The sequence below is a fragment of the Saccharothrix hoggarensis genome, from assembly GCF_042678885.1.
Lineage (GTDB): Bacteria > Actinomycetota > Actinomycetes > Mycobacteriales > Pseudonocardiaceae > Actinosynnema > Actinosynnema hoggarensis.
The window spans coordinates 1-21,426 of sequence record NZ_JBHTLK010000116.1 but is presented as its reverse complement, the minus strand read 5'-3'; the positions used below and the strand labels follow the sequence as shown (position 1 = coordinate 21,426).

Sequence of the window (21,426 nt, the reverse complement as noted above, 5' to 3'; positions counted from 1 at the left end):
GGCCACGCGCCCGCGCTGGCCGCCGCGCGCGGGCGCGGGCTGCCGGTGGTCGTGGTCGACCAGCCCGTGCTGCCCGACACGGCGCGCGTCGAGGTGGACGACCTCGGCGGGGCGCGGTTGGCGGCGACGTCACTGTGGGCGTCCGGGCACCGGCGGTTCGGCGTGGTGACGTTCGCGCTGCACCCCGACGGCCACAACGGGCCCGTGTCGCCCGAGCGGCTGGCGTCCACGTCCTTCCGGGTGACCCGCGACCGGTTGCACGGCTACCTCGACGTGACGGGGCCGGAGACGCCGGTGTGGGAGTGCGCCCGGAGCAGCCGCGAACTCGGCCGGGCGGGCGCCCGCGCCCTGCTCTCCGCCACGCCCCGGCCGACCGCGCTGCTGTGCGCGTCGGACGAGCTCGCGTTCGGCGCGCTGCAGGCCGTGCGCGACCTCGGGTTGCGGGTGCCGGCCGACGTCTCGGTGATCGGGTTCGACGACGTGCCGGCGGCCGAGCACGCCGACCCACCGTTGACTACGGTGCGTCAACCCCTGGCCGAGAAGGGCCGCCACGCGGGCGAACTGGCGCTCCGGCTGCTCGACGGCGGTAGACCAGGCGAGCCCACAAGACTGCCCGTTTCGCTGGTTTCCCGCGACTCGACGGCCCCACCGAAGTGATCCACATCACTTTTCAGGCCTCATAATCGCAGTTCCGGCGCCAGGAAGAAACGCGCCGGGTGTTCCGGACGATGTGTCCGGTGGGGCGGCTACGCTGCTACAGCGCGTGGTCACAGCCCCTCCAGCCTCCGTAGCTCAGTGGAGAGAGCGAGGGACTTCTAATCCCGAGGTCGCAGGTTCGAATCCTGCCGGGGGCACGCAAGCACTGTGACGGTGGTGGCCGATCCGCGGTCGAGGTCGGCCCACACCACACCCGCACGATCCACTTCTCCGGTCCCGGACCTCCCGCCGCGTCAGCCGCGGGTGCGCGGGGCCGATGACGAGACCCCGCGCGAACGCGCTCGTCGACGTTCCCCGCGAGACGCCCGTGATCACCGGTCGTCGGGACCGCGAACCGGCCGAGATCACGGACTCCGGCCGGAGCACCGGGACCGCGTCCGCCGCGAGGTGACGGGCGGCGCCGGAGCGCCGCGCCGCCGGGCGCCGGGCGCCGTCCGGCCGGCTCGCCGCGAGGGGGCCGTTGATCAGGGCCGACAAGGCGAACGGACGGCTCGGAAAGCGCGTGCGCCGGCGGTCCCGACGGGCCGGTGGCGGGCACGTCCGCTTGTGGCGAACCCCCGGTGTCGGAAGCACGCGCCGAGGAGACCACGACTAGAGTGGGCTGCGCATGCCAGGACGCGGCGAGAGAAAGAGAGCAGTACGTGAATATGAACGAGCACAAGCAGGTCACGGCCGCGCCCATGATCTGGTCCGGCATCACCGCGCCCGTCAACGCGGCGGCTCCGGGTGGTCTTTCCTGGGGTGATTCGCTGTACGACCGCCTCCTCGCCCAGCGGATCATCGTGCTCGGCCAGGAAGTGAACGACGAGATCGGCAACAAGCTCTGCGCGCAGATGCTGTTGCTGGCGGCCGAGGACCCGGACGCCGACATCGCGATGTACATCAATTCGCCCGGTGGTTCGGTCACCGCGGGAATGGCCATCTTCGACACGATGAACCTGATCCCGTGCGACGTGGCCACGTACGCGATGGGAATGGCCGCGTCCATGGGCCAGTTCCTGCTGTCCGCCGGTGCGCCCGGGAAGCGCTACGCGCTGCCCAACGCCGAGATCCTGATGCACCAGCCGCTGGGCGGCGTCGGCGGCAGCGAGTCCGACATCACGATCCAGGCGGACCGCCTGCGCCGGCTGAAGAGCCGGTTGGCCGAGCTCATCTCCGGCTTCAGCGGCCAGACGAAGGAGCAGGTCCTGAAGGACGCCGAGCGCGACCGCTGGTTCAGCGCCACGGAGGCCCGCGACTACGGCCTCGTCGACCACGTGATCAGCCGCGCCGCCGGCGCCCCGGAGAGCGACCCGATCAACCCCTCGCGCTGAGCGCTCGTGGTCGTCGTGCAGCCGTCGCACGCGCCGGACCCGGTGGGGCTTCCCGCCGGTCCGACCTTCCCCCCGGCACCGGGCCGGTTCGCGCGCTCCGCGCGCGGGCGGCGGGAGGGAGTGGTCACGGCATGTCCGCGCACGGCTGGGCGCTGAACAAGTTGATGAGCGACATGCTCGACGACCGCACGATCGTCATCAGCGGCGAGCTCGGCCGGAGCGCCTCGACCTCGGTGGTGTCGCAGCTGCTGCTGTTGAACGCCACGAACCCCGACGAGGACATCAGGCTCTACATCGACAGCGCGGCCGGGTCGCTGTCGTCCGCGTTCGCGATCTGCGACATGATCAACTGGGTCGCCCCGGAGGTGTCGACCTGGGCGGTCGGCACGGTCGAGTCGGCGGCGACCCTCGTGCTGTGCGCCGGGGCTCCCGGCAAGAGGTACGCGCTGCCGGGCTCCGCCGTCGTCCTGAGGGAACCGGGCCTCGACGAAGGGCTCGACGGCGAGCACCTGGCGGCGCCGGCGGCGCTGCACCGGAAGTGGGTCCACGACATGGTGCGGCTGCTGTCCGAGCGGACGCGGCGGAGCCCGGACGTCGTCGCGGGAGACCTCCGCGCCCACCGCCGCCTGTCCGCCCCGGAGGCGGTGGCCTACGGCATCGTCGACCAGGCCGCGGCAGGCGGGAAGTACGCCCCGCAGGGCAACTGAGCGAGCCCGCGGGCGACACACCCCACCCGGAATAACCCGACGACGACACCGTTCGCAACCGGTGGACCGCAACTGGGCCGCACTGTGTTCGGCATCCCGCTCCCCACTCGTCGGCCCCGGCCCGCCCGAGCGGCCCGACCAGCGCGGATGTCCCGTGACTGGGGGTGACGGCGACGCGTGCCTTGCGCCGTCACGTCGACATGTGGTTAGCATCGGTGCGGCATCTCGGTGTGCCGGTGGGGAGGTCCGGCCGGGACGTGGGGGGTGGTGCGATGGATATCGAACGGCGGTGCCCGCATTGACCGGCCGGGGAAGCCTGCGCACGGTCGCGCGGTTCCTGTGAGAGAACGCGGATGGACATCTCCAGCTTCGGCCTGAGCGCGTCCCGATCCGCGTTGTCCGCCGGTGTTCCGCCGATCCGATCGGCCGTGTCCGGCCGTTCGCGCCGACAACGGCGGCAGGTCGACGACTCCACGCGCATCCCGGCACGACCGCGGCCGACGCGGGAAGTGCCCGAACGGTCGCGCGCGCTTTCCCGCGCCGTCCCGACTTCGAAGTCCCATCGGCGCGCGGGAAGCACGACAACGGTGCCCCGGCCGGGGTTTCGCCCTGGTCGGAAAATCGCGGAAGAACTGGAGAACATTGATCGGTGGGGACGGTCGATGGCGCGTCTTTCCCGCCCGTGACGGTGGTGCGGGCTCGGCGGGGCGCCACCGCGGAACTGGTCTCTGACGACAGCAGCAAATTCTCCTACGAAGGATGGTGCGCCATCAGCGGGGATGTTATCGCTCTGGTTAGTGGACGGAAATCCGTCGCGGACGGGCGTGGCGCGGACGACGTCGCCCGGTTCCACAACGCCGACCTGGCGGTCCTGGTGGTCCTCCCGAACGAGGTCACGAGGTGGGGTCTCACCTACATGCTGCACAGCCTTTCCCCGGTGAAGGTCGTGCACGGTTGCGCCGGGTTCCGCGAGGCCGTGACCCTCTTGGAGAACCGCACTTTCGACATCGTGCTCCTGTCCGCCGACGCACGGGAGGAGTTCGACCAGGTGGCCGCGGTGGCGGCCAAGCGCGGGGTGAAGACGGTGGCCCTGCTCCGCGACGCGAGCGACGACGTGATCGCGCAGGCGTCGACGCTGACGGCCGACGGGTTCATCCTGGAGTCCGCCGTCGACCCGCGGTCGCTCGAGGACGCGTTGCTCCGGCTCCAGCGGGGGGACATGGTGCTCTCGTCCTCGCTCGCCCGGAAGCTGATCACCGAGCTGCGCAGGCGTGGTCAGCCGAGGACGACCACGTTCCGCCTCACCCCGCGGGAGCAGCAGGCGCTCAGCCTGCTCGCCGAGGGGATGAGCAACAAGCAGATCGGCCGCCGGCTCGGGATCTCCGTGCACGGGGCCAAGCGGCACGTCGCGAACCTGCTGGCGAAGCTGAACTGCCCCAACCGGACCCTCGCGGTCGCCTACGCCATCCGCGACGGCCTGCTGACCGAATGACCGGTGTGACCGGGCGGGCGGCTCACAGCCGGGACCGGACCTCCCACAGCTCGGGGAAGAGGTGGGAGGCGACGAGCGTGCGGAGGTAGTCCACGCCCGCCGAGCCGCCGGTGCCGCGCTTGTACCCGATCTGGCGCTCGACGGTCAGCGCGTGGTGGGTGCGCCACCGGCCGAACGCCTGGTCGACGTCCAGCAGGGCCTCGGCCACGCGCAGCAGTTCCCAGTGCGCGGCGGGCTGGTCGTGGTAGCCGTGCTGCCAGAGGTCGGCGAGCGAGGCGAGCCCGCGCCTCTCGACCAGGGCGACGAACGCCTCCCGCACGCTGGGTTCCTCCAGCCTGCGCGCCAGGCGTTCGCGCTCGGCGTCGGTGAGCGGAACCCGGTCCAGGTACCCGGCGTCCTTCAGCCCGGCCAGGAACTCGATCTCCCGGTACTGCACGGACTGGAAGCCGCTGCCGCCTTCGAGGGTCTTGCGGAAGGCGAGGAAGTCCACCGGCAGCATGGTGTCGAGCACCGCCCACTGCGAGAGCAGCACGTGCTCGACGGCGACGAGCCTGCGCAGCAGGTGCTCGGCCGCGCCGAGGCGGCCGTCCAGCAGGAGGTCGCGCACCTCCTCCAGCTCGAACAGCATCAGCTTGAACCAGAGCTCGTGCACCTGGTGCACGATGACGAACATCAGCTCGTCGTGCGATTTCGTCTCGGGTTGGCAGGCCAGGAGCCGGTCGAGTTGCAGCACCTCGCGGTAGCGGGTCCCCACAGCGTGCTCGGCGCCGTTTCGCCGGTCCGACTGGACCACGGAAACCTCCTCGATCGACGACGTTCGGACAAGACAACCCGCTCGGCTCGACGTCGTCGGCGAGGCAGCGGCAAGGCGGGACGACGCCCCCGGACCGCGGTGCGCGACCGGGGACCGTCCGCCGTTCGCGACACACCGGCACGACCGATCGTCACCGGGTCGAGGTTAGGAACGGGGGCGGTCCGGGGGCCAGTGCCCGAACGGATGCCCCAACGAGCCCCGCCAACGGTTCACGGTCAGTGCCCGGTCGAGCAGTCGCGGCCGGCCGGCCGGGCGTGCTGCACTGGCCGTCGAGGTCAGGTTCGGCTGTCGTGAAGAGGGTGGGACATGCTCCGCAACGTCGTCATCGTCGGTGGAGGTACCGCGGGTTGGATGACCGCCACCTACCTGAAGGAAGCGTTCGGCGATCGGCTCTCGGTGACCCTGGTCGAGTCGGCCCGGGTGCCCACCATCGGCGTCGGCGAGGCGACCTTCAGCACCGTCCGGCACTTCTTCGACTACCTCGGCCTGGCCGAGCACGAGTGGATGCCCGCCTGCCACGCGTCGTACAAGCTGGCCATCAGGTTCGAGAACTGGCGCGAGCCGGGCCACGTGTTCTACCACCCGTTCGAGCGGCTGCCCAAGGTGCAGGGGTTCACCATGGCCGACTGGTGGCTCAAGCTCGGCGGCGAGCGGTTCGACAAGGACTGCCTGGTGATCCCCGCCCTGTGCGACGCCATGCGGTCGCCCCGGTACCCGGACGGGGAGCTGTTCGAGCGCGCCCTGCACGACGGCGGCGATCGGCCGCGCCGGAGCACGCTGTCCGACCAGAGCACCCAGTTCCCGTACGCCTACCACTTCGACGCGTCCCTGCTGGCCGAGTTCCTCGCCGACCTCGGCACGAGCCGCGGCATCCGCCGGGTGCGCGACGACGTGCTGGAGGTGCGCCAGGACGAGCGCGGCTGGATCAGCCACGTGGTCACCCGCGAGCACGGCGACATCACCGGCGACCTGTTCATCGACTGCACCGGGTTCCGCGGCCTGCTGATCAACCAGGTGATGAAGGAGCCGTTCGAGTCCTACCAGGACTACCTGCCGAACAACCGGGCCGTCGCGCTGCGCGTGCCGATCGACGTGGTGGAGAACGGGATGCGCCCGTGCACCACGGCCACCGCGATGGACTCCGGCTGGATCTGGACGATCCCGCTGTCCAACCGCATCGGCACCGGGTACGTCTACGCCGAGGACTTCTGCGCGCCGGAGGACGCCGAGCGGACGCTCCGCGAGTTCGTCGGCCCGGCGGCGGCCGAGGTCGAGGCCAACCACATCAAGATGCGCATCGGCCGCAACCGGAACTCGTGGGTGCGCAACTGCGTGGCGATCGGGCTCTCCAGCGGGTTCGTGGAGCCGCTGGAGTCCACCGGGATCTTCTTCATCCAGTACGGCGTCGAGCAGCTGGTCAAGCACTTCCCGGACGAGAACTGGCAGCCGGAGCTGACGGCGGGCTACAACCGGGCGATCGCGCGCTGCCTCGACGGCGTGCGGGACTTCCTGGTGGTGCACTACCGGTGCGCGGCGCGGGCCGACACGCCGTACTGGAAGGCGACCAAGGAGCGGCCGGTGCCCGCGGGGCTGGAGGAGCGGCTGGAGGCGTGGTCGGTCCGGCTGCCCGACGAGACCAGCATCTACCCGTACTACCACGGGTTCGAGGCGTACTCGTACAACGTGATGCTGCTCGGGCTCGGCGGCCACCTGCCCCAGCGGTCGCTGCCCGCGCTCGACTACCTCGACGACACCGAGGCGCGCGCGCAGTTGGCGCGGGTGCGCGAGCAGGCCTCGGCTCTCGTCGACGCCCTGCCGAGCCAGCAGGAGTACCTGGCGAGCGTGGCGAGCGGGCGCTGAGAGACGGGCACTGAGGACGGGCACTGAGAGACGGGCGCTGAGGACTTGGTGCCGTGGGCGTGCCGCCGGGGTGGTTTCGACCACCCCGGCGGTCCGCGTCACGAGTGCTGTTCGACCGGCTCGTCCGCGGCCTTCGCCGGGAACCGCGGCAGGGTCATCAGCAGCGCGCCCGCGACGACCAGCAGGGCCGTGGACGCGATGAGCGCGACGTCGTAGCCGCCGGTGGCCCCGCGCAGCCACGAGATCAGCAACGGGCTGGTGCCGACGCCGACGACGAAGATCGCGTACAGCACGCCGAACAGGCGGCCGTAGTAGGCCAGGTCGTAGTAGCGGGCGGTCAGGTAGCCCATGACGTCCACCTCGCCGCCCAGGGACAGGCCGAGGCCGACAGCGGCCACCGCGGCCAGGCCGGGACCGCCGAACAGCAGCGCGAGGAACCCGATCGCGGCGACGCCGAGCACGGCGGCGGCGATCCGCGGCGCGAAGAAGCGGTCCACGAGCAGACCGACCACCAGCCGGCCGACGATCAGCGACACGCCGACGAGGCTCGCCGTGCCCGCGGCGGAGGCGGGTGACACCCCGGCGTCGCGCAGCAGCGGGACCAGGTGCACCGGCATACCGCCGAGGGCCAGCGCGAGCACGAAGAAGGTCACGGCCAGGCGGGCGAACAGCGGGGTGCGCAGCAGCGGCCCGAGCCGCAGGGCGGCGGTGGCCCCGGTCCGGGACGCCGGCCGGGCGAGCGCCCGCGAACGCGGCATCAGCACACCGACGACCACCGCGCCCACGAACACCACGACGGCCAGGACGCGGTAGCTGCCGCGCCAGTCCTCCGCGATCTGCGCGCCGAGGATCTGCGGTGCGAGGAAGGCGACGAGCCCCGCGCCCGCGAGGGCGATCCCGAGCGCGACACCGCGGGCCCGGTCGAACCGCTCGTTGACCGCGCGGGTGAACGACACCGGCGACGAGGCCGCCGCCAGCACGTACATCAGGGACGACACCAGCAGGAACGCCGTGAAGGGCTGTCCGACCGCCGAGAGGAGCAGGAAGATCCCGCCGAGCGCGACGAGGGACACCGTCGACGGGATGCGCACGCCGTAGCGGTCGACGAGCGTGCCGATGAGGGGCGCCAGCAGGACGTTGATGACCGAGCCGATGAGGAGCACCGACGAGAGCTGGCTGCGGCTCCAGCCGAACTCCGCTTCGAGCTCCGGGATGAATAACCCGAAGGTGTAGAACGGCAGCGACGCGACGCCGAGGCCGATGCCGACCGTGGCGGCGGTCAACGGCCGCCAGCCGTGCAGGAGTTCGGACCCGGGGCCGCGCGGCGCCACGTCCGGCCGATCTGTCGTTGCCTTGCCCATTGAGTTCTCCTTGGCGGATTGGAGGAAACGCGACCGCCGGGCCGTGCGGGAGGCCGCGGCCCGGCGGGGTGCTGAGGTGAGGCGATCGGCGCCGGTCACACCTTCCGGTCGTGGGCCGCCCAGTACTCGTCGCGCAGCTCGCGCTTGAGGACCTTGCCGACGAGGGAGCGGGGCAGTTCGCGGACCAGGACCGACTTGGGCGCCTTCACCGGTCCGAGCCGCTCCTCGCACCTGCGCAGGATCGCGTCCACGTCGACCTCCTGCCCCGGCTCCGGCTCGACGACGGCGGTGACCACCTCGCCCCACTTCTCGTGCGGCAGGCCGATCACCGCGCAGTCGCGGACCTCGGGGAAGGTGTGGACGACCGCCTCCACCTCGGAGGAGTACACGTTGAGGCCACCGGTGATGATCATGTCCTTCTTGCGGTCGACGATGTAGAGGTAGCCGTCCGCGTCGCGCAGGCCGATGTCGCCGGTGCCGTGCCAGCCGTTGGGGCGCCGGGTCTCGGCGGTCGCCTCCGGGTTCTCCCAGTACCCGTCGAACACCAGGTCGGAGCGGACCGCGAGCTCGCCGAGCCGCTCGGGCGGCAGGATCTCGCCGTTGTCGTCGATGACCTCGACGCGGGCGACGACGGTCGGCTTGCCGCAGGAGGCCAGCCGCCTGCGGTCACCACCGGGGGCCACGGCCCGCGCGATGTCCTCGGTGGTGAGGACCGTGCACGTCAACGGCGCCTCGGACTGGGAGTAGTACTGGGTCATGACCGGCCCGAACACGTCGACGGCCTCGGCGATCCGCTCGGGCGGGATGGGCGAGGCCGACAGGAAGAAGTGGCGCAGCGAGGAGTAGTCGTGGTCGCGGACCGTCGGGAGGGCGAGCAGGTCGTACAGGTCCGCGGCGGGCAGGAACAGTCGGGACACCCGGTTGCGCTCGATGGAGGCGGCGATCTCCGCCGGCGCCACGTCCTGGTGGATGACGACGGACCCGCCCGCGCCGAGCGTCGGGAAGACCAGCGACCCGCCCGCGTGGGCCATCGGCGTCGCGATGAGGTGGCGGGGCGGCTCGGGCTCGGCGGCGTGCACGGAGATCGCGACGAACATCAGGTGCGCCTGCCGGTTGGTGATCGGCACGACCTTCGGCGTGCCGGTGGTGCCGCCGGTGCTGATGAACAGCATCGGGCGGCTGGTGTCCGGTGGCAGCATCGGCGCGGTCGCGCCCGCGGGGGCCATCCAGGCGGTCAGCTCCGGGTCGCCCGCGCGGCCCGGTCCGATCGAGACCGCCGTGCGCACGGCCGGGAGCCGTTCGAGGACGGCCGTGGCGCGGTCGGCCAGGGAACCGTGGTAGATCAGCCGGGTGGCGCCGGCGAGGTCGAGGAACGTGACGTAGTCGTCGATCGCGCTGGCCGAGTGGCCCGCGCACCAGACGCCGCCCGCCCGGATCACGCCGACCGCGGCGGCGAACGCGTGCGCGTCGTTCGTGCTGAGGATCGCCACGCGCTCGCCCGGTTCGAGCCCGGCGTCCAGCAAGGCCACCGCGACCCGGTGGCTGACCGCGGTGAAGTCCTCGTGCGTCATGAGCACGGTCCCGTCGGGAGCGAGCATGCACGGCGCGGCGGGGTCGATGCGGGAGCCTCGGTCGAGGTAGTCGACGAACATCATGAGTGGGCAACTCCAGTGGTGGGGACGGCGGAGTGGGCGACCGGGCGGGCCCGGTCGGTCACCGGTGGCGTGCTCCGCCGGCGCGGATCTTCTCGATGGCCTCGTCGACGCGGAGCGTTCCGCTCGCGCAGTCGCGCAGCAGGGCCAGCACGCGCTCGTCACGGTATTCCAGCCACGGCCCGGCGTCCGCCGGTTCGGTGGACACGGGTTCGGTGAACGCCGGTTGGATGGACACGGGTTCGGTGAACGCCGGTTGGGTGGGCGCGGGTTCGGTGAACGCCGGTTGGGGGGACGCGGACTCGCTCGACGCGGGTTCGGTGGATGTGGACCCAGTGGACGCCGGTTCGGCGGAGGGGGCGCTCTGCCGTTCCCCGTGGTCCTCCGCCGCCGTGATCTTGTCGATGAGGGACGTCAACACCTTGGTGCCGCCCAGTTCCACGAACTCCGACACACCCGCGTCCCGCAGGTGGCGGACGCAGTCGGTCCACCGGACGGGCCGGGTGATCTGCTCGGCGAGCGCGGCCCGGACGGCGTCCCGGTCGGTCTCGAAGGGACGTCCGGTCACGCTGGAGACGACGGGGGTCCGGAACTCGCCGAAGTCCACGGAGTCCAGGTAGGACCGGAACTCCCGCGCCGCCCGCGCCATGTGCGGCGAGTGGAACGCACCGGAGACCCGGAGCGGGACGAAACCCCGGAAGCCCTCGACGCCCTCCAGAACCGGCCGGAGTCGCTCCAGCTCCTCCTTGCCCCCGGACAGCACGAACTGCTCGGGCGCGTTGTAGTTGGCGATGACGACCCCGGTGACGCCGTGCGCCGCCAACGTCTCCTCGATGACCTCCGCGGGAACGCCCACCACCGCGGCCATCCCGCCGCCGCCCGCCCGGCCCATCAGCTCGGCGCGGCGGCGCACCAGCGCCAGGCCCGTCACGAAGTCGAAGGCGCCCGCCGCGAACAGCGCGTTGTACTCGCCGAGGCTGTGGCCCGCCAGGAAGTCCGGCGCGGGCCGGTCCTCCCGGCGTGCCGCCAGGTAGTGCAGCGCGTTGACGACGTAGAGCGCGGGCTGCGCGTGCTTGGTCTTGTTCAGCAGGCGGTCCGGGTCCTGCAGGCACAGTTCCTCGACGGAGTACCCAAGCACCTCGTCGGCCTGGCGGCACAGGTCCGGGAAGTGCCCGAACACGTCCTTGCCCATGCCCTTCTTCTGCGCGCCCTGGCCGGGGAAGACGTAGCAAAGCATCAGCTGACCTCACACCGGGGTCGTCGGTACTTGCCGATCGGTCGCGCGGACGCGGCGGGTTCCACCGGGGACACTAGTCCGCGGCGTAGATCCGCACGCACGTTTCCTCCACGGCGGCAAGGGAATCGGGTTCGTGCATGAGGGTCATGTGGTTGGCCGCGTCCAGGTCCACCACGCGCAGCCCCGGCAGCTCGCGCTCCCAGTCCTGCCGGTAGTTGACGTGGTCCAGCGAGAACGTCTCGCCGACGACCTGGAAGTACGGCGTGAGCTCCCCGATGAAGAGCCCGCGGGCGTTGCGGAAGTACGTGGCGTCGACGGCGTCGGGGTCCGCCAGCGGCCGGATCTCGAACTCGCCGATCCGGTAGGCCAGCTGGATCGCGATGTTCCGCTCGATCAACGCGGCCACCTGCTCGCGCCCCAGCGACAGGCCCCGCTCGACGGCGAGGTCGGCGAGCAGGCGCACGAACGCCGCGTCGTCGTCGGGTGCCCCGGCGACGTCGTCCTGGTGGATCAGCCGGGGCCGGACCTCGTCGAGGCCCTTCACACCGGCGGGCCAGAGCAACGAGTTCACCACCTGGAGGGCCGCGCTCCGCGCCGTCGCGGACCCGCCGCCGTTCGACTTCGCCCAGCCGGTGACGTCCGGCGAGTCCACCATCACCAGCGAGCGCACCACCTCGCCCCGGGACTGGAGGAGGCGGGTCATCTCGTAGGAGACGATGCCGCCGAGGCAGAAGCCGCCGATGTCGTAGGGGCCTTCGGGCTGCACGGAGCGGATGATGTCGAGGTAGTGCTCCGCCATCGCCGGGATTCCCTCGACGGGCTCCTGCTCGGTCAGGAAGCCGCGGGCCTGGATGCCGTAGAACGGCCGGTCGACCCGCGCGGCGATCGTGCGGTAGGTCTCGACGCTCGCCAACGCGCCGTGCACCCAGAACACCGGCCGCCCCTCGGCCACGCCGTTCAGGTGCACCAGCTCCGGGAAGCCGGCGCCCGCCGCCGTGCCGTCGCCCGCCACCGCCGACAGCCGGGCGACCACGTCGTCCACGGTGTCGTGCACCTGCAACCAGTCCGGCTGGAAGGCGGGGAACGCGCCGCGGACGCGGCTCAGCACGCCGGTCAGGAGCAGGGAGTTGAGGCCGTAGTCGGCCAGCGGCCTCGTGCGGTCGATGACGTGCTCCTCCAGACCCAGCACGGAGGCCACGAGGCCGGTGACGAAGTCGTCCGGTCGCGTCGCGCCGACCTCGGCCCGCACGGGCGCGGTCGCCACGGTGTCGGGAGCCGGGGTCTGCGGGATGAAGCAGACCTCCCGCTGGAACGGGTAGCCCGGCAGCGGAACCCTCCGGCGCCGTGAGCCTTCGTGCAGGACTTCCCAGTCCACGGCGGCACCCGCGACCCACCGGTCCGCGAGGATCTTCAGGTTCCCCTCCGCCGCTTCCCGACCGTCGTCGTCGGACGGACCGGCGCGCCGCACGTCGTCGGCGAAGGCCACCCGGGACCGCGCCTCCGGGTCGCCGCCGAGCCACTTGTAGAGCACGTCGGCCGCTTCGTCACCGGTCGTCGCGACCAGCGCCAACCGGCACGCCATCGGCTCGCGACCCACTTGGAGCGTGTAGGCGATGTCGGCGAAGGACTCCGTGCCCCTCAGCCGGCCGACGAGCCGTCTCACCCGCTCGCGGAGACCGTCCTCGGTCTTGGCCGAGAGCACGAGGACCTGCGGTGACGGCACGTCCTCCGCGCGGGCCGGGGTGCGCGGGACGTACTGCTCCAGCACCGCGTGCGCGTTCACGCCGCCGATGCCGAAGCTGTTGATGCTCGCCCGGCGCGGGAGCACGCGGCCGTCGTCGTCGGTGCGGACGGGCCACGGCAGGTTCTCCGACGCCAGCCGCAGCCTGGTCCCGTCCAGCGAGAGGTCCGGGTGCGGGCGGCCGAAGCCGGGGATCGCCGGGATCACGCCGTGCCGCAGGGCCTGCACCACCTTCACCAGGGCCGCGAGGCCCGAGACCACCTCGGTGTGGCCGAAGACCGGCTTCAGGCTGCCCAGGTAGGTGACGGACCCGTCGTCGCCCGGCGTGTCCGCGTCGCCGCGCAGGCTCGCGCGCAGCGCCGCGATCTCCGCGCCGTCGGCCAGCAGCGAGCTCATGCCGTGCGCCTCGACGTAGGCGACGGAACCGGGGTCGACGCCGGCGTCGGCGTAGGCGCGGGTGATGGCCGACTTCATCCCGCGGATGTTCGGCGCCGTGAAGGACACGCCCTTGCCGCCGTGCGCGACGGCGGTGCCGCGCACCACGCCGTAGACGAAGTCGCCGTCCTCGACCGCCGCGCGGAGCGGCTTGACCAGCACGGCGCAGACGCCCTCGCCGCGCGCGGTGCCCTCGGCGCCCTCCTGGAACGGCCGCACGGCGCCGCTGGTGGTGAGCATCCCGCCGGCCCGCATCACCTCGAACCCGGCGGGCGACATCGTCAGGTTCACCCCGCCGACGAGGGCCTGCTCGCACTCGCCGTCCCGGATGGACCGGATGGCGCGGTGCAGGGCCACGAGCGACGACGAGCACCTCGTGTCGGACTGCTCGCTCGGGCCGTGCAGGTCGAACAGGTACGAGATGCGGTTGGGGATCATCACCGGCGACGGCAGGAGCATCTCGGGCGAGTCGGCGCGGTACTCGGTCGGCGTGGCGGCGATGAAGACGCCCGTCGGCCGCGCCCGCAGCTCCGCGGGCCGGTAGCCCGCGTCCTCGATGGCGTTCCACGCCGTCATCAGCATCAGGCGCAGCTCGGGCGGCAGCTGCCGCGCCTCGGTCATCGAGAGGCTGAAGAACAGCGGGTCGAACTCGTGGACGCCGTCGAGGAACCCGCCCCACATCCCGGTCGTGTCCACCGCGTCGCGGTAGGCGACCCAGTCCTCGCGCCCCAGCGGCGGGGTGGTGACGCGCCGCTCGCCCTGTTCGACGATCCGCCAGAACTCCTCGACGTCGTCGGCCCGGGGGAACCGCGCCGAGATCCCGACGATGGCGATCCCGTCCGGCTCGGCGTCGAGCGCGTCCCCGGGCTCCGCCACGTCGGCCGGGTCCTCCCGCTGCCGCACCTCGACGGGGTGGGAGGCGGCTTCGTCGGCGAGCGCGGCGCTGAGCGCGTCGGCGTGCTCGCCGACGATGAACTCACCCAGCTCGGCCACCGTGCCGTACTCGAACAGGAGCGTGACGTCCAGGTCGAGGCCCAGTTCCGCGCCGAGGGTGCGGGCCACCTGCACCGCGAAGATCGAGTCGATGCCGAAGTCCGAGAAGGGCTCGGTCCGGCCGATCCGGGCGCGGTCGATCCGCAGCGCCTCCGCCAGCACGTCGACCGCCACCGCCTCGACGTGGGCGAGCAGGCGGTCCGCGGGTCCGTCGCCCGCGGGGACCGCGGTGTCACGTCCCCGCGCGGCTCCCCTCGGCTCGGCCGCCCGCACCGGGACGGGCTGCCGCGCGGGTTCGCGCGACCGGTCGCCCCGCTGCCGCACGACACCGTTGCTGCCGGCGACGATGATCTGCTGCCCGAGGTCCGCGGCTTCCCACGCCGGCAGCGAGATCGGGCCGAAGCCCTCCTCCGCGAGCACCTGCCGCCAGCCGTCGACCGACAGGATGGGGCTGCCCGTGATGCGCGACTCGGCGTCGTCGTACCGCCACCACCCCTCCAGCAGCCCGAACGTGAACTGGTTGAGGAAGGTGTTCGCGGTCACCTCGTTGAGCAGCAGGACGCCGCCGCTCTTGAGCGCCACCTTGGCGTTGCGCAGCGTCGCGCGGATGTTCCGGGTGGCGTGCAGCACGTTGGCGGCGATGACCACGTCGTAGCCGCCGACGTCGATGCCCTGCTCGGCGGGCGAGCGCTCGATGTCCAGGATGCCGTAGGCCAGGAACGGGCGGCCCGGCCCGTACGACCGCTCGGCGTGGTCCAGGAAGGCCCGGGAGAGGTCGGTGTAGCGGTACTCCCGGACCGACGTCCCCGCCGCGTCGAGGGCCGCCAGCACGGCGGCGCTCGTCGCGCCGGTGCCCGCGCCGATCTCCAGGATCCTCGGTTGGAAACCGGGCTCGGCCTCGGCGCGACGCCGCAGGTGCGCCACCAGCTCCCCGGCCAGCACCCGGTTGAAGAACACCGACTCCGGGTTGGACTTGTAGACCGCCTCGACCAGCTCCACCGACCCGCCGGGGAACATGACGTCCGTGGCGCGCCGCTTGCCGGTGAGCACGTCGGGCAGCTCCCGGAGCGTCGTCTCCACCAGCACGTGGATCGCGGCCAGGTCGGGGTTGTCCCGCCAGCCCGGCCGCTGCGCCTCCCACTCCCGCCACAGCTCGTCGAACGACCGGTCCGGCGCGGTCCGGCGGACCAGGACGCGGTCACCCCGCCGTTCGAGGTAGCCCTCGACCTCCAGCACGCGGACGGCCTCGGCGAACCACAGGTCGTACACCGGCAGCAGGCCCGCCGCCTCCCGCGCCGCGCCGACGGGCTGCTCGGACCGGAACGCGCCGAGGGACCGCAGGTGCGACCACAGGAAGTCGAGCAGCAGCCTTTTCATGATCGATCCTCCGAAGTCGCGCGATCAGATCGCGAGCGCCGTCAGTTCCTTGACCCGTTCACGCAGCCGCTCGAGGTCGTCAAACGCGTTCCGTGGCTCTTTTTGTCCACTGTGGACGGTCGCGGTCGATGACGCGGCGTCCTGCGGGAGCAGCAGCGCCTCGTCGTCGCCCACGGTCATGCCCCGGGTGTTCACCGCGGGGCTGAACTTCATCAGGGTCAGCTGCGCGACCGGCGCCGCGCACAGCAGCTCGATCGCCGCCACCAGCTCGTCCGGCCGGATGAGCGGGATGGCGTTGCCCATCAGCGTCGCGCGGTCGTCGCCGTCCGCCGCGTTGTTGAAGCAGTAACCCAGGTTGACCACCTTGCCGGCGGCCCCGTACCGGCGTTCCACCGTGCGCGCGAAGGAGTCCATGAACGTGCAGCCCGCCGCGTAGTTGGCCTGCTTGATCGCCTTCAGGTAGGAGTTGATGGACGACAGGAAGAGCGCCACCTCCAGCGAGTCGCCGCCGAAGGCGTCCACCAGCCGCACGCTCGCGTCGACCTTGCTCCGGAGCACGTCGTGGAACTCCGCCTCGGTCATGGCGGACAGGCTCGCGCTCGCGACCACCAGCCCGGAGTGGATCACGCCGTGCACGCGGCCGAAGCGCCGCTCGACCTCGTCGCGCGCCTGCCGCAACGACTCGGCGCTGGTGGCGTCGGCCCGCAGGTAGAGCGGCTCCGGCCCGCCGGAGGCGGACGCGGCGGCGATGGCGGCGGCGATCGACCCGTCCCGCGGGCTGCGCCCGAGCCACACCACCCGCGCGCGGTACCGGCGGATCAGGTGCTCGCTGATCGCCGTGCCGAGGCCGCCCGCACCGCCGACGATGACGTAGACCCCGCCCTCCCGGAACCGGGACGACGTCGGCGGCTCCGCCCGGAAGGGCACGAGCTGCTGGCGGAACCACGTGCCGCCGCGGTGCAGGCGCGGGTTGCCGTCCGGGTCGGCGGGCAGGGCCGGCACGGCGGACAGCGACGCGGCGTCGTACGCGCCCAGGTCGACCACCCGCACGGCCCAGTTGGGGTACTCCTTCGCGATCGAGCCCGCCAGGCCCGCGACGCCCGCGTGCGACGGGTCGACGTGCTCCGACTCGTGCGCCGCGTGCGCGCGGTTCGTGATCAGGGTCAACCCGAGCGCGCGGTTGCCGTAGCCGGCCGCGAGGAGGCTCTTGACCAGGCGAAACACCTGCAGCGCGCCCGCGGCCTGGTCGTCGGCGATCCGCTCGGCGGACGGCGCCTCCCCGTGCTCGGGCGCGACCCAGACCAGGTGGTCGAGCACGGGGGCGGACCGGACGGCGTGGTCGACGTCGCGCGCCGAGCCGTGCGGCGGAACCTCGAGCACGTGCGCCGACGGGTACATCGCGGTGAGGACGTCCCGTGCCGCCGGCGTCGTCGCGACGATCCCGACCGCGTCGGAGGTCCGCGGCCACGCCTCGGCCGTCGCCTCCCGCGCCGGGTCCCACGTCGGGAGCAGCGTCACCGCGGGCGGCTCGTCGCCCGGCTCGGGGGTGGTGGCCGGCCGCGCCGACGGCTCGGTGCGGCGGCCCGTGATCCCGCGGAGGGTGAGGCACACCCGGCCGCGTTCGTCGAGCAGGTCGATGTCGACCTTGCCGTCCACGTCGCGGACCCACGCCCACATCGTCGGGGCGAAGTCCGCGAGCACCTCCACCTCCTTGATGGCGAAGACCAGTCCGATGCCGCCGTCCCCGTCGCCGAGGGCCGCGAGCAGCCGCATGCACTGCATCGCCGAGTCCACCAGCGTCGGGTGCGGCGCGAAGCCGGCCGCGGTGTCCGCCACGACGTCCGGCAGCCGCAGCTCGGCGAGCACCGCGCCGTCGGACTCGTGCACCGCGACGACACCGCGCATCGCCGGGCCGAAGTCGATGCCGCCCTCGCGGTACTCGGCGTAGAAGCGCTCGGGGTCCACCGGCACGCGCCGGGAGTCCCGCAGCATCGCGGGCAGGTCGAACGCCCGGCGCTCGGGCCGTGCCGCGGTCGAGAACCGGCCCTGGCAGTGGACCACCGACTCTCCCCCGGCGGGCGAACCCGTCGTGCGCACCTCGAAGCGGGTCGCGCCGCCTTCGTCGCGGAGGTCGACCCGCAGCTCGCGCGGCCCTCCCGTCACGTCGAGCGGACGCAGGAACGCGACGTCGTGCAGGCGCACGGCGTCCTGCCGCGCGACGCCGCCGTCCCGTCGGATCGCCTCGTGCGCCCAGTGCAGGTAGACCGCGCCCGGCGCGATGGCCGTGCCGCCCACCAGGTGGTCGCGCAGGTAGAACTCGTCGCCGGTGAGCACCGTGCGGTCCGGGGCGGTTCCGCGGCTCGGCGCCGGCTTGCCGGGCAGGGTGTAACGGGTGCGCTCGAACGGATAGGTGGGCAACGACGTGCGTCGACGTCGCCCGTCGCGGAACAGCTCCTCGAAGTCGGGCGTCCCGCCGCTCAGGTACTCCGCGGCGAGGACGTGCGCCCGGCTGTCACCGGTCGGGGTCGTGTCGTCGCCGCCGAGCCAGGCGTCGAGGGCTCGCTCCACCGCGGCGAGGTCGTCGACCACGCGGGCCCACCGGTGCTGGAAGTGCCTGCGCCCCAGCAGGAGCGTGCAGCTCACGTCGGCGAGGTCGAGGTCGGGGTGCTCCCGGCAGTGGCGCGCCAGACGGGCCGCCTGCTCGCGCAGGGCCTCCGGGGTTCGCGCCGACAGGGCGACCAGCCGGGCGCCGGGCGGGGTGGACGGGCGGGGCGCGGGCGGCGGCTCCTCGATGACCACGTGGACGTTCGTCCCGCTCGCGCCGAGCGACGTCACCGCCGCACGGCGCCGGTCACCGCGCGGCGCCACCCACTCCCGGGCGTCCGTGTGCACGTAGAACGGGCTGCCGTCGAGCGAGATGTTGGCGTTGGCCTCGCGGTAGTGCAGGAGGCCGGGCATCGTCCCGTGCTTCATGGCCAGCAGGGTCTTGATGATCCCGATCACGCCCGCCGCGGCCTGCGAGTGGCCGATGTTGGCCTTGCTCGACCCGAGCGAGCAGAAGTGCTCCTTCGCCGTGTGCGCGCGGAACGCGCGGACCAGCGCGTTGAACTCGACGGGGTCGCCGAGCTTCGTGCCGGTGCCGTGCGCCTCGACCATCTGGATGCCCTCGGGGTCGATCCCGAAGTCCCGGTAGACCCGGCGGAACAGCTCCTCCTGTGAATTGCCGTTCGGCGCGGTGATGCCGTTGGACGTGCCGTCCTGGTTGATCCCGATGCCGCGGATCACGCCGTGGACGCGGTCACCGTCCGCCTGCGCCTGCGAGAGGCGCTTCAGGACCAGCACGCCGACCCCCTCGGCCGGGACGAACCCGTCGGCGGCCTGGTCGAACGTGTGGCACCTCCCCGTCGGGGAGAGCATCCCGGCGCGGGAACCGGCGAGGTACAGCCGGGGCGAGGACTGGACGAAGACGCCGCCGGCGAGCATCACGTCGGCGTCGCCCGCCCACAGCGCCTGGCACGCCAGGTAGGTCGCCGTGAGCGAGCTGGAGCACGAGGTGTCCACCGTCGTGGTGGGGCCGTGCAGGTCCAGGTGGTACGACATCCGGGACGGCACGAGGGAACTCATGTTCCCCCAGAACGCCTGTGCCGGGTAGTCGTCCGGGGTGGCGAGGTCGAAGTAGTCGCCGACCCAGCAGCCGACGTAGATGCCGCAGCGGTCGCGGTCGAGCGAACCGCCCGCGTGACCCGCGTCCTCCAGCGCGGTCCACGCCTCCTGGAGGAACAACCGCTGCTGCGGCTCCATGTAGGCGGCCTCGGTGCCGGAGATGCCGAAGAACAGCGGGTCGAACTCGTCGACGCCGTCCATGAACCCGCCGTCCACGCACCGGCTGCCCAGGGAGGACAGGTCCCAGCGGGTCGCTCGGGTCACGGGGTCGCGGCCTTCGACCAGCTGCTCCCAGAACTCGTCGACGTCGCGCGCGCCCGGGAACCTGCCGCTCATGCCGATGATGGCGATGGGTTCGCGACCGCCGGCCGGACCGGCGCCGGGGCGCGCCTCGACGGCGTGGACGGCCGTGGTGGCGACCGCGGGGGTGGTGCGAACTGCCTCGGTGGTGCCGGGGGCTTCGGCGCGGGGTGCTTCGGCGGTGCGTTCGACGGTGTGGGCCGCTTCGACGGTGTGGGCGGCTTCCGCGACGCTGGGTGCCTCGGTGGTGCTGGGCGCTTCGGTCGTGCCGGGTGCTTCGGCGGGCTCGGGTGCTCGTGGCGGCTCGGCGGGGGCGTGACCGGTGGGCGCGAGGGCCGCCCGGTGGGCGGTGATCGGGTCTCGGTGTTCCTTCAACAGGAACGCCGTGAACCGCCGGATCGTGGGGTGGTCGAACAGGGCGCTGGCGTCGAGGTCGGTGCCCAGCTCGCCGTTCAGCTCCCGCACCACGGACACGCCGGTGAGCGAGTCCAGCCCGTAGTCGGCGAACGGCCGGTCGACGCCGAGTTCGTCCCGCCCGAGCTTCAAGGCGGCCATCAGGCACCGCACCAGGGCGTCCTCGACGTGCGCTTCCAGCGCGGGCCCCGTCTCCACCGGAACGGCGAGCGGCGCGGGCAGGCCGTAGCGGGCCGACACGACCTGCAACCCCAGCGGGTGTGCCTGTTCGGCCGGGAAGCTCACCTCGCCGAACCCGTTGGCCCGCAGCACTTCCCGCCACGAGTCCGACGACAGCGCGGGGCCGCCGGCCAGGCGACGCCCGTCCGCGTGGCGGAACCACCCGTCGAGCAGGCCGAACGCCAGGTGCGACCACAGCTCGTTGTCGGACAGCTCGTTGAGCAGGAGGACACCGCCGGGCCGGAGGAGCGCCTTGGCGTGCTCGACGGTCGCCACGATGTCCTCGGTGGCGTGCAGGACGTTGTTGGCGACGACGACGTCGTACCGCCCCGTCTCCAGACCCTGCTCCCCCGGAGCCCGCTCCACGTCGAAGACGCGGTACGTCAGGTACGGCACCCGGGCCGAGAACCGCTTCTCCGCCTCGATCAGGAACGCCTTGGAGATGTCGGTGTAGCAGTACTCGGCGATGTCGCGCTCGAAGCCCGCCAGCCGCTCGAACACCCACTTGCTCGCGCTGCCGGTGCCCGCGCCGATCTCCAGCAGCCGGAGGCCGGCCCCCGCCGCACGAGCGCGTTCCCGCACCTCGGCCCGCACGCTGTCGGCCACCACGCGGTTGAAGTACTCGGCGGTGGCGTTGCCGTTGTAGACCGATTCGACGATCTCGAACGACCCGCCGGGGAACAGGACGTCCGTGGCCGTCGACTCGCCCTTCAGGATCGCGGGCACGGCCTCGGCCACGCGTTCGGCGATGGACGCCTTGGCCATCAGTTCCGGGTCGCCCGCGTGCGCGTCCTTCCAGTCACGCCACGCGTCCCACGCGGCCGCGACGTCCGGCGCGCCGTCCCGCGTCCGCAGGAGGCCGCCGTCTCGGACCAGCTCACCGCCCGCCACCAGCACGGCGACGCTGTGGTCCAGCCACTTCTCGAAACCGGGCCTGATCGCGGCGCCCGCCGCGACCCGCTCGGCGGGCACGGGCTCGCGGAACAGCCCGGCCGACGTGAGCTGGGCGAGCAGCAGTCGGCGCAGGAACCGGTCCATCTCCGCCGTGACGTCCCGGCGCCGCGCCAGGAACCGCTCGACCCCGTCCGGTCCGGCCGCCGCGGCGAGCAGCGCCCGGGCGTCGGCCGGCCC

The 21,426-nt window shown here is 72.6% G+C and carries 10 protein-coding genes, 1 tRNA gene and 2 pseudogenes; 7 read left to right on the top strand and 6 right to left on the bottom strand.

All coding sequences use genetic code 11. The features are described from left to right. From ACFQ3T_RS21260 to ACFQ3T_RS21240, 5 genes are all read left to right on the top strand, one after another. On the top strand, positions 1-657 hold a 657-nt coding region (locus tag ACFQ3T_RS21260), incomplete at its 5' end, for a substrate-binding domain-containing protein (protein WP_380725069.1). A gap of 124 nt (positions 658-781) precedes the next feature. Further along, positions 782-854: transfer RNA gene (locus ACFQ3T_RS21255), tRNA-Arg, on the top strand. 543 nt (positions 855-1,397) lie between these two features. Continuing rightward, positions 1,398-2,030, top strand: coding sequence for an ATP-dependent Clp protease proteolytic subunit (locus ACFQ3T_RS21250; RefSeq protein ID WP_380725070.1), 633 nt, complete (start codon positions 1,398-1,400; stop codon positions 2,028-2,030). 131 nt (positions 2,031-2,161) lie between these two features. Next, positions 2,162-2,737 (top strand): ATP-dependent Clp protease proteolytic subunit, encoded by a 576-nt coding sequence (locus tag ACFQ3T_RS21245; protein ID WP_380725068.1) that lies wholly within the window; start codon positions 2,162-2,164, stop codon positions 2,735-2,737. A gap of 649 nt (positions 2,738-3,386) precedes the next feature. Further along, positions 3,387-4,229: a response regulator transcription factor gene (locus ACFQ3T_RS21240; RefSeq protein ID WP_380725067.1), complete on the top strand. Its 843-nt coding sequence runs from the start codon at positions 3,387-3,389 to the stop codon at positions 4,227-4,229. A 22-nt stretch (positions 4,230-4,251) separates the two neighbouring features. Here the strand turns inward: ACFQ3T_RS21240 and ACFQ3T_RS21235 are convergent, their stop codons facing one another. Next, positions 4,252-5,022, bottom strand: coding sequence for a tryptophan 2,3-dioxygenase (locus ACFQ3T_RS21235; protein WP_380725066.1), 771 nt, complete (start codon positions 5,020-5,022; stop codon positions 4,252-4,254). 327 nt (positions 5,023-5,349) lie between these two features. Between ACFQ3T_RS21235 and ACFQ3T_RS21230 the strand changes: the two genes are divergently transcribed. Beyond that, entirely contained in the window at positions 5,350-6,903 is a 1,554-nt protein-coding gene (locus ACFQ3T_RS21230; RefSeq protein WP_380725065.1) for a tryptophan halogenase family protein, read from the top strand. 98 nt (positions 6,904-7,001) lie between these two features. Here the strand turns inward: ACFQ3T_RS21230 and ACFQ3T_RS21225 are convergent, their stop codons facing one another. Beyond that, the gene (locus tag ACFQ3T_RS21225; protein ID WP_380725064.1) at positions 7,002-8,264 is read right to left on the bottom strand and encodes an MFS transporter; all 1,263 of its coding nucleotides are present in this window, start codon (positions 8,262-8,264) and stop codon (positions 7,002-7,004) included. Between the two features lie 95 nt (positions 8,265-8,359). Next, positions 8,360-9,919: an AMP-binding protein gene (locus ACFQ3T_RS21220; protein WP_380725063.1), complete on the bottom strand. Its 1,560-nt coding sequence runs from the start codon at positions 9,917-9,919 to the stop codon at positions 8,360-8,362. A gap of 95 nt (positions 9,920-10,014) precedes the next feature. Between ACFQ3T_RS21220 and ACFQ3T_RS21215 the strand changes: the two are divergent. After that, positions 10,015-10,161 (top strand): annotated as a pseudogene (locus ACFQ3T_RS21215) (hypothetical protein); the annotation flags it as partial. Between the two features lie 98 nt (positions 10,162-10,259). Here ACFQ3T_RS21215 and fabD read toward each other — a convergent pair. The 3 genes and pseudogenes from fabD to ACFQ3T_RS21200 form a co-directional block, all read right to left on the bottom strand. Continuing rightward, a pseudogene (gene fabD / locus ACFQ3T_RS21210) lies at positions 10,260-11,153 on the bottom strand (ACP S-malonyltransferase); the annotation flags it as partial. A 73-nt stretch (positions 11,154-11,226) separates the two neighbouring features. Then, positions 11,227-15,699, bottom strand: coding sequence for a beta-ketoacyl synthase N-terminal-like domain-containing protein (locus tag ACFQ3T_RS21205; RefSeq protein WP_380725062.1), 4,473 nt, complete (start codon positions 15,697-15,699; stop codon positions 11,227-11,229). Positions 15,700-15,723: 24 nt separating this feature from the next. Next, a partial coding sequence (locus ACFQ3T_RS21200) for an SDR family NAD(P)-dependent oxidoreductase (RefSeq protein ID WP_380725061.1) occupies positions 15,724-21,426 on the bottom strand: 5,703 nt, incomplete at its 5' end.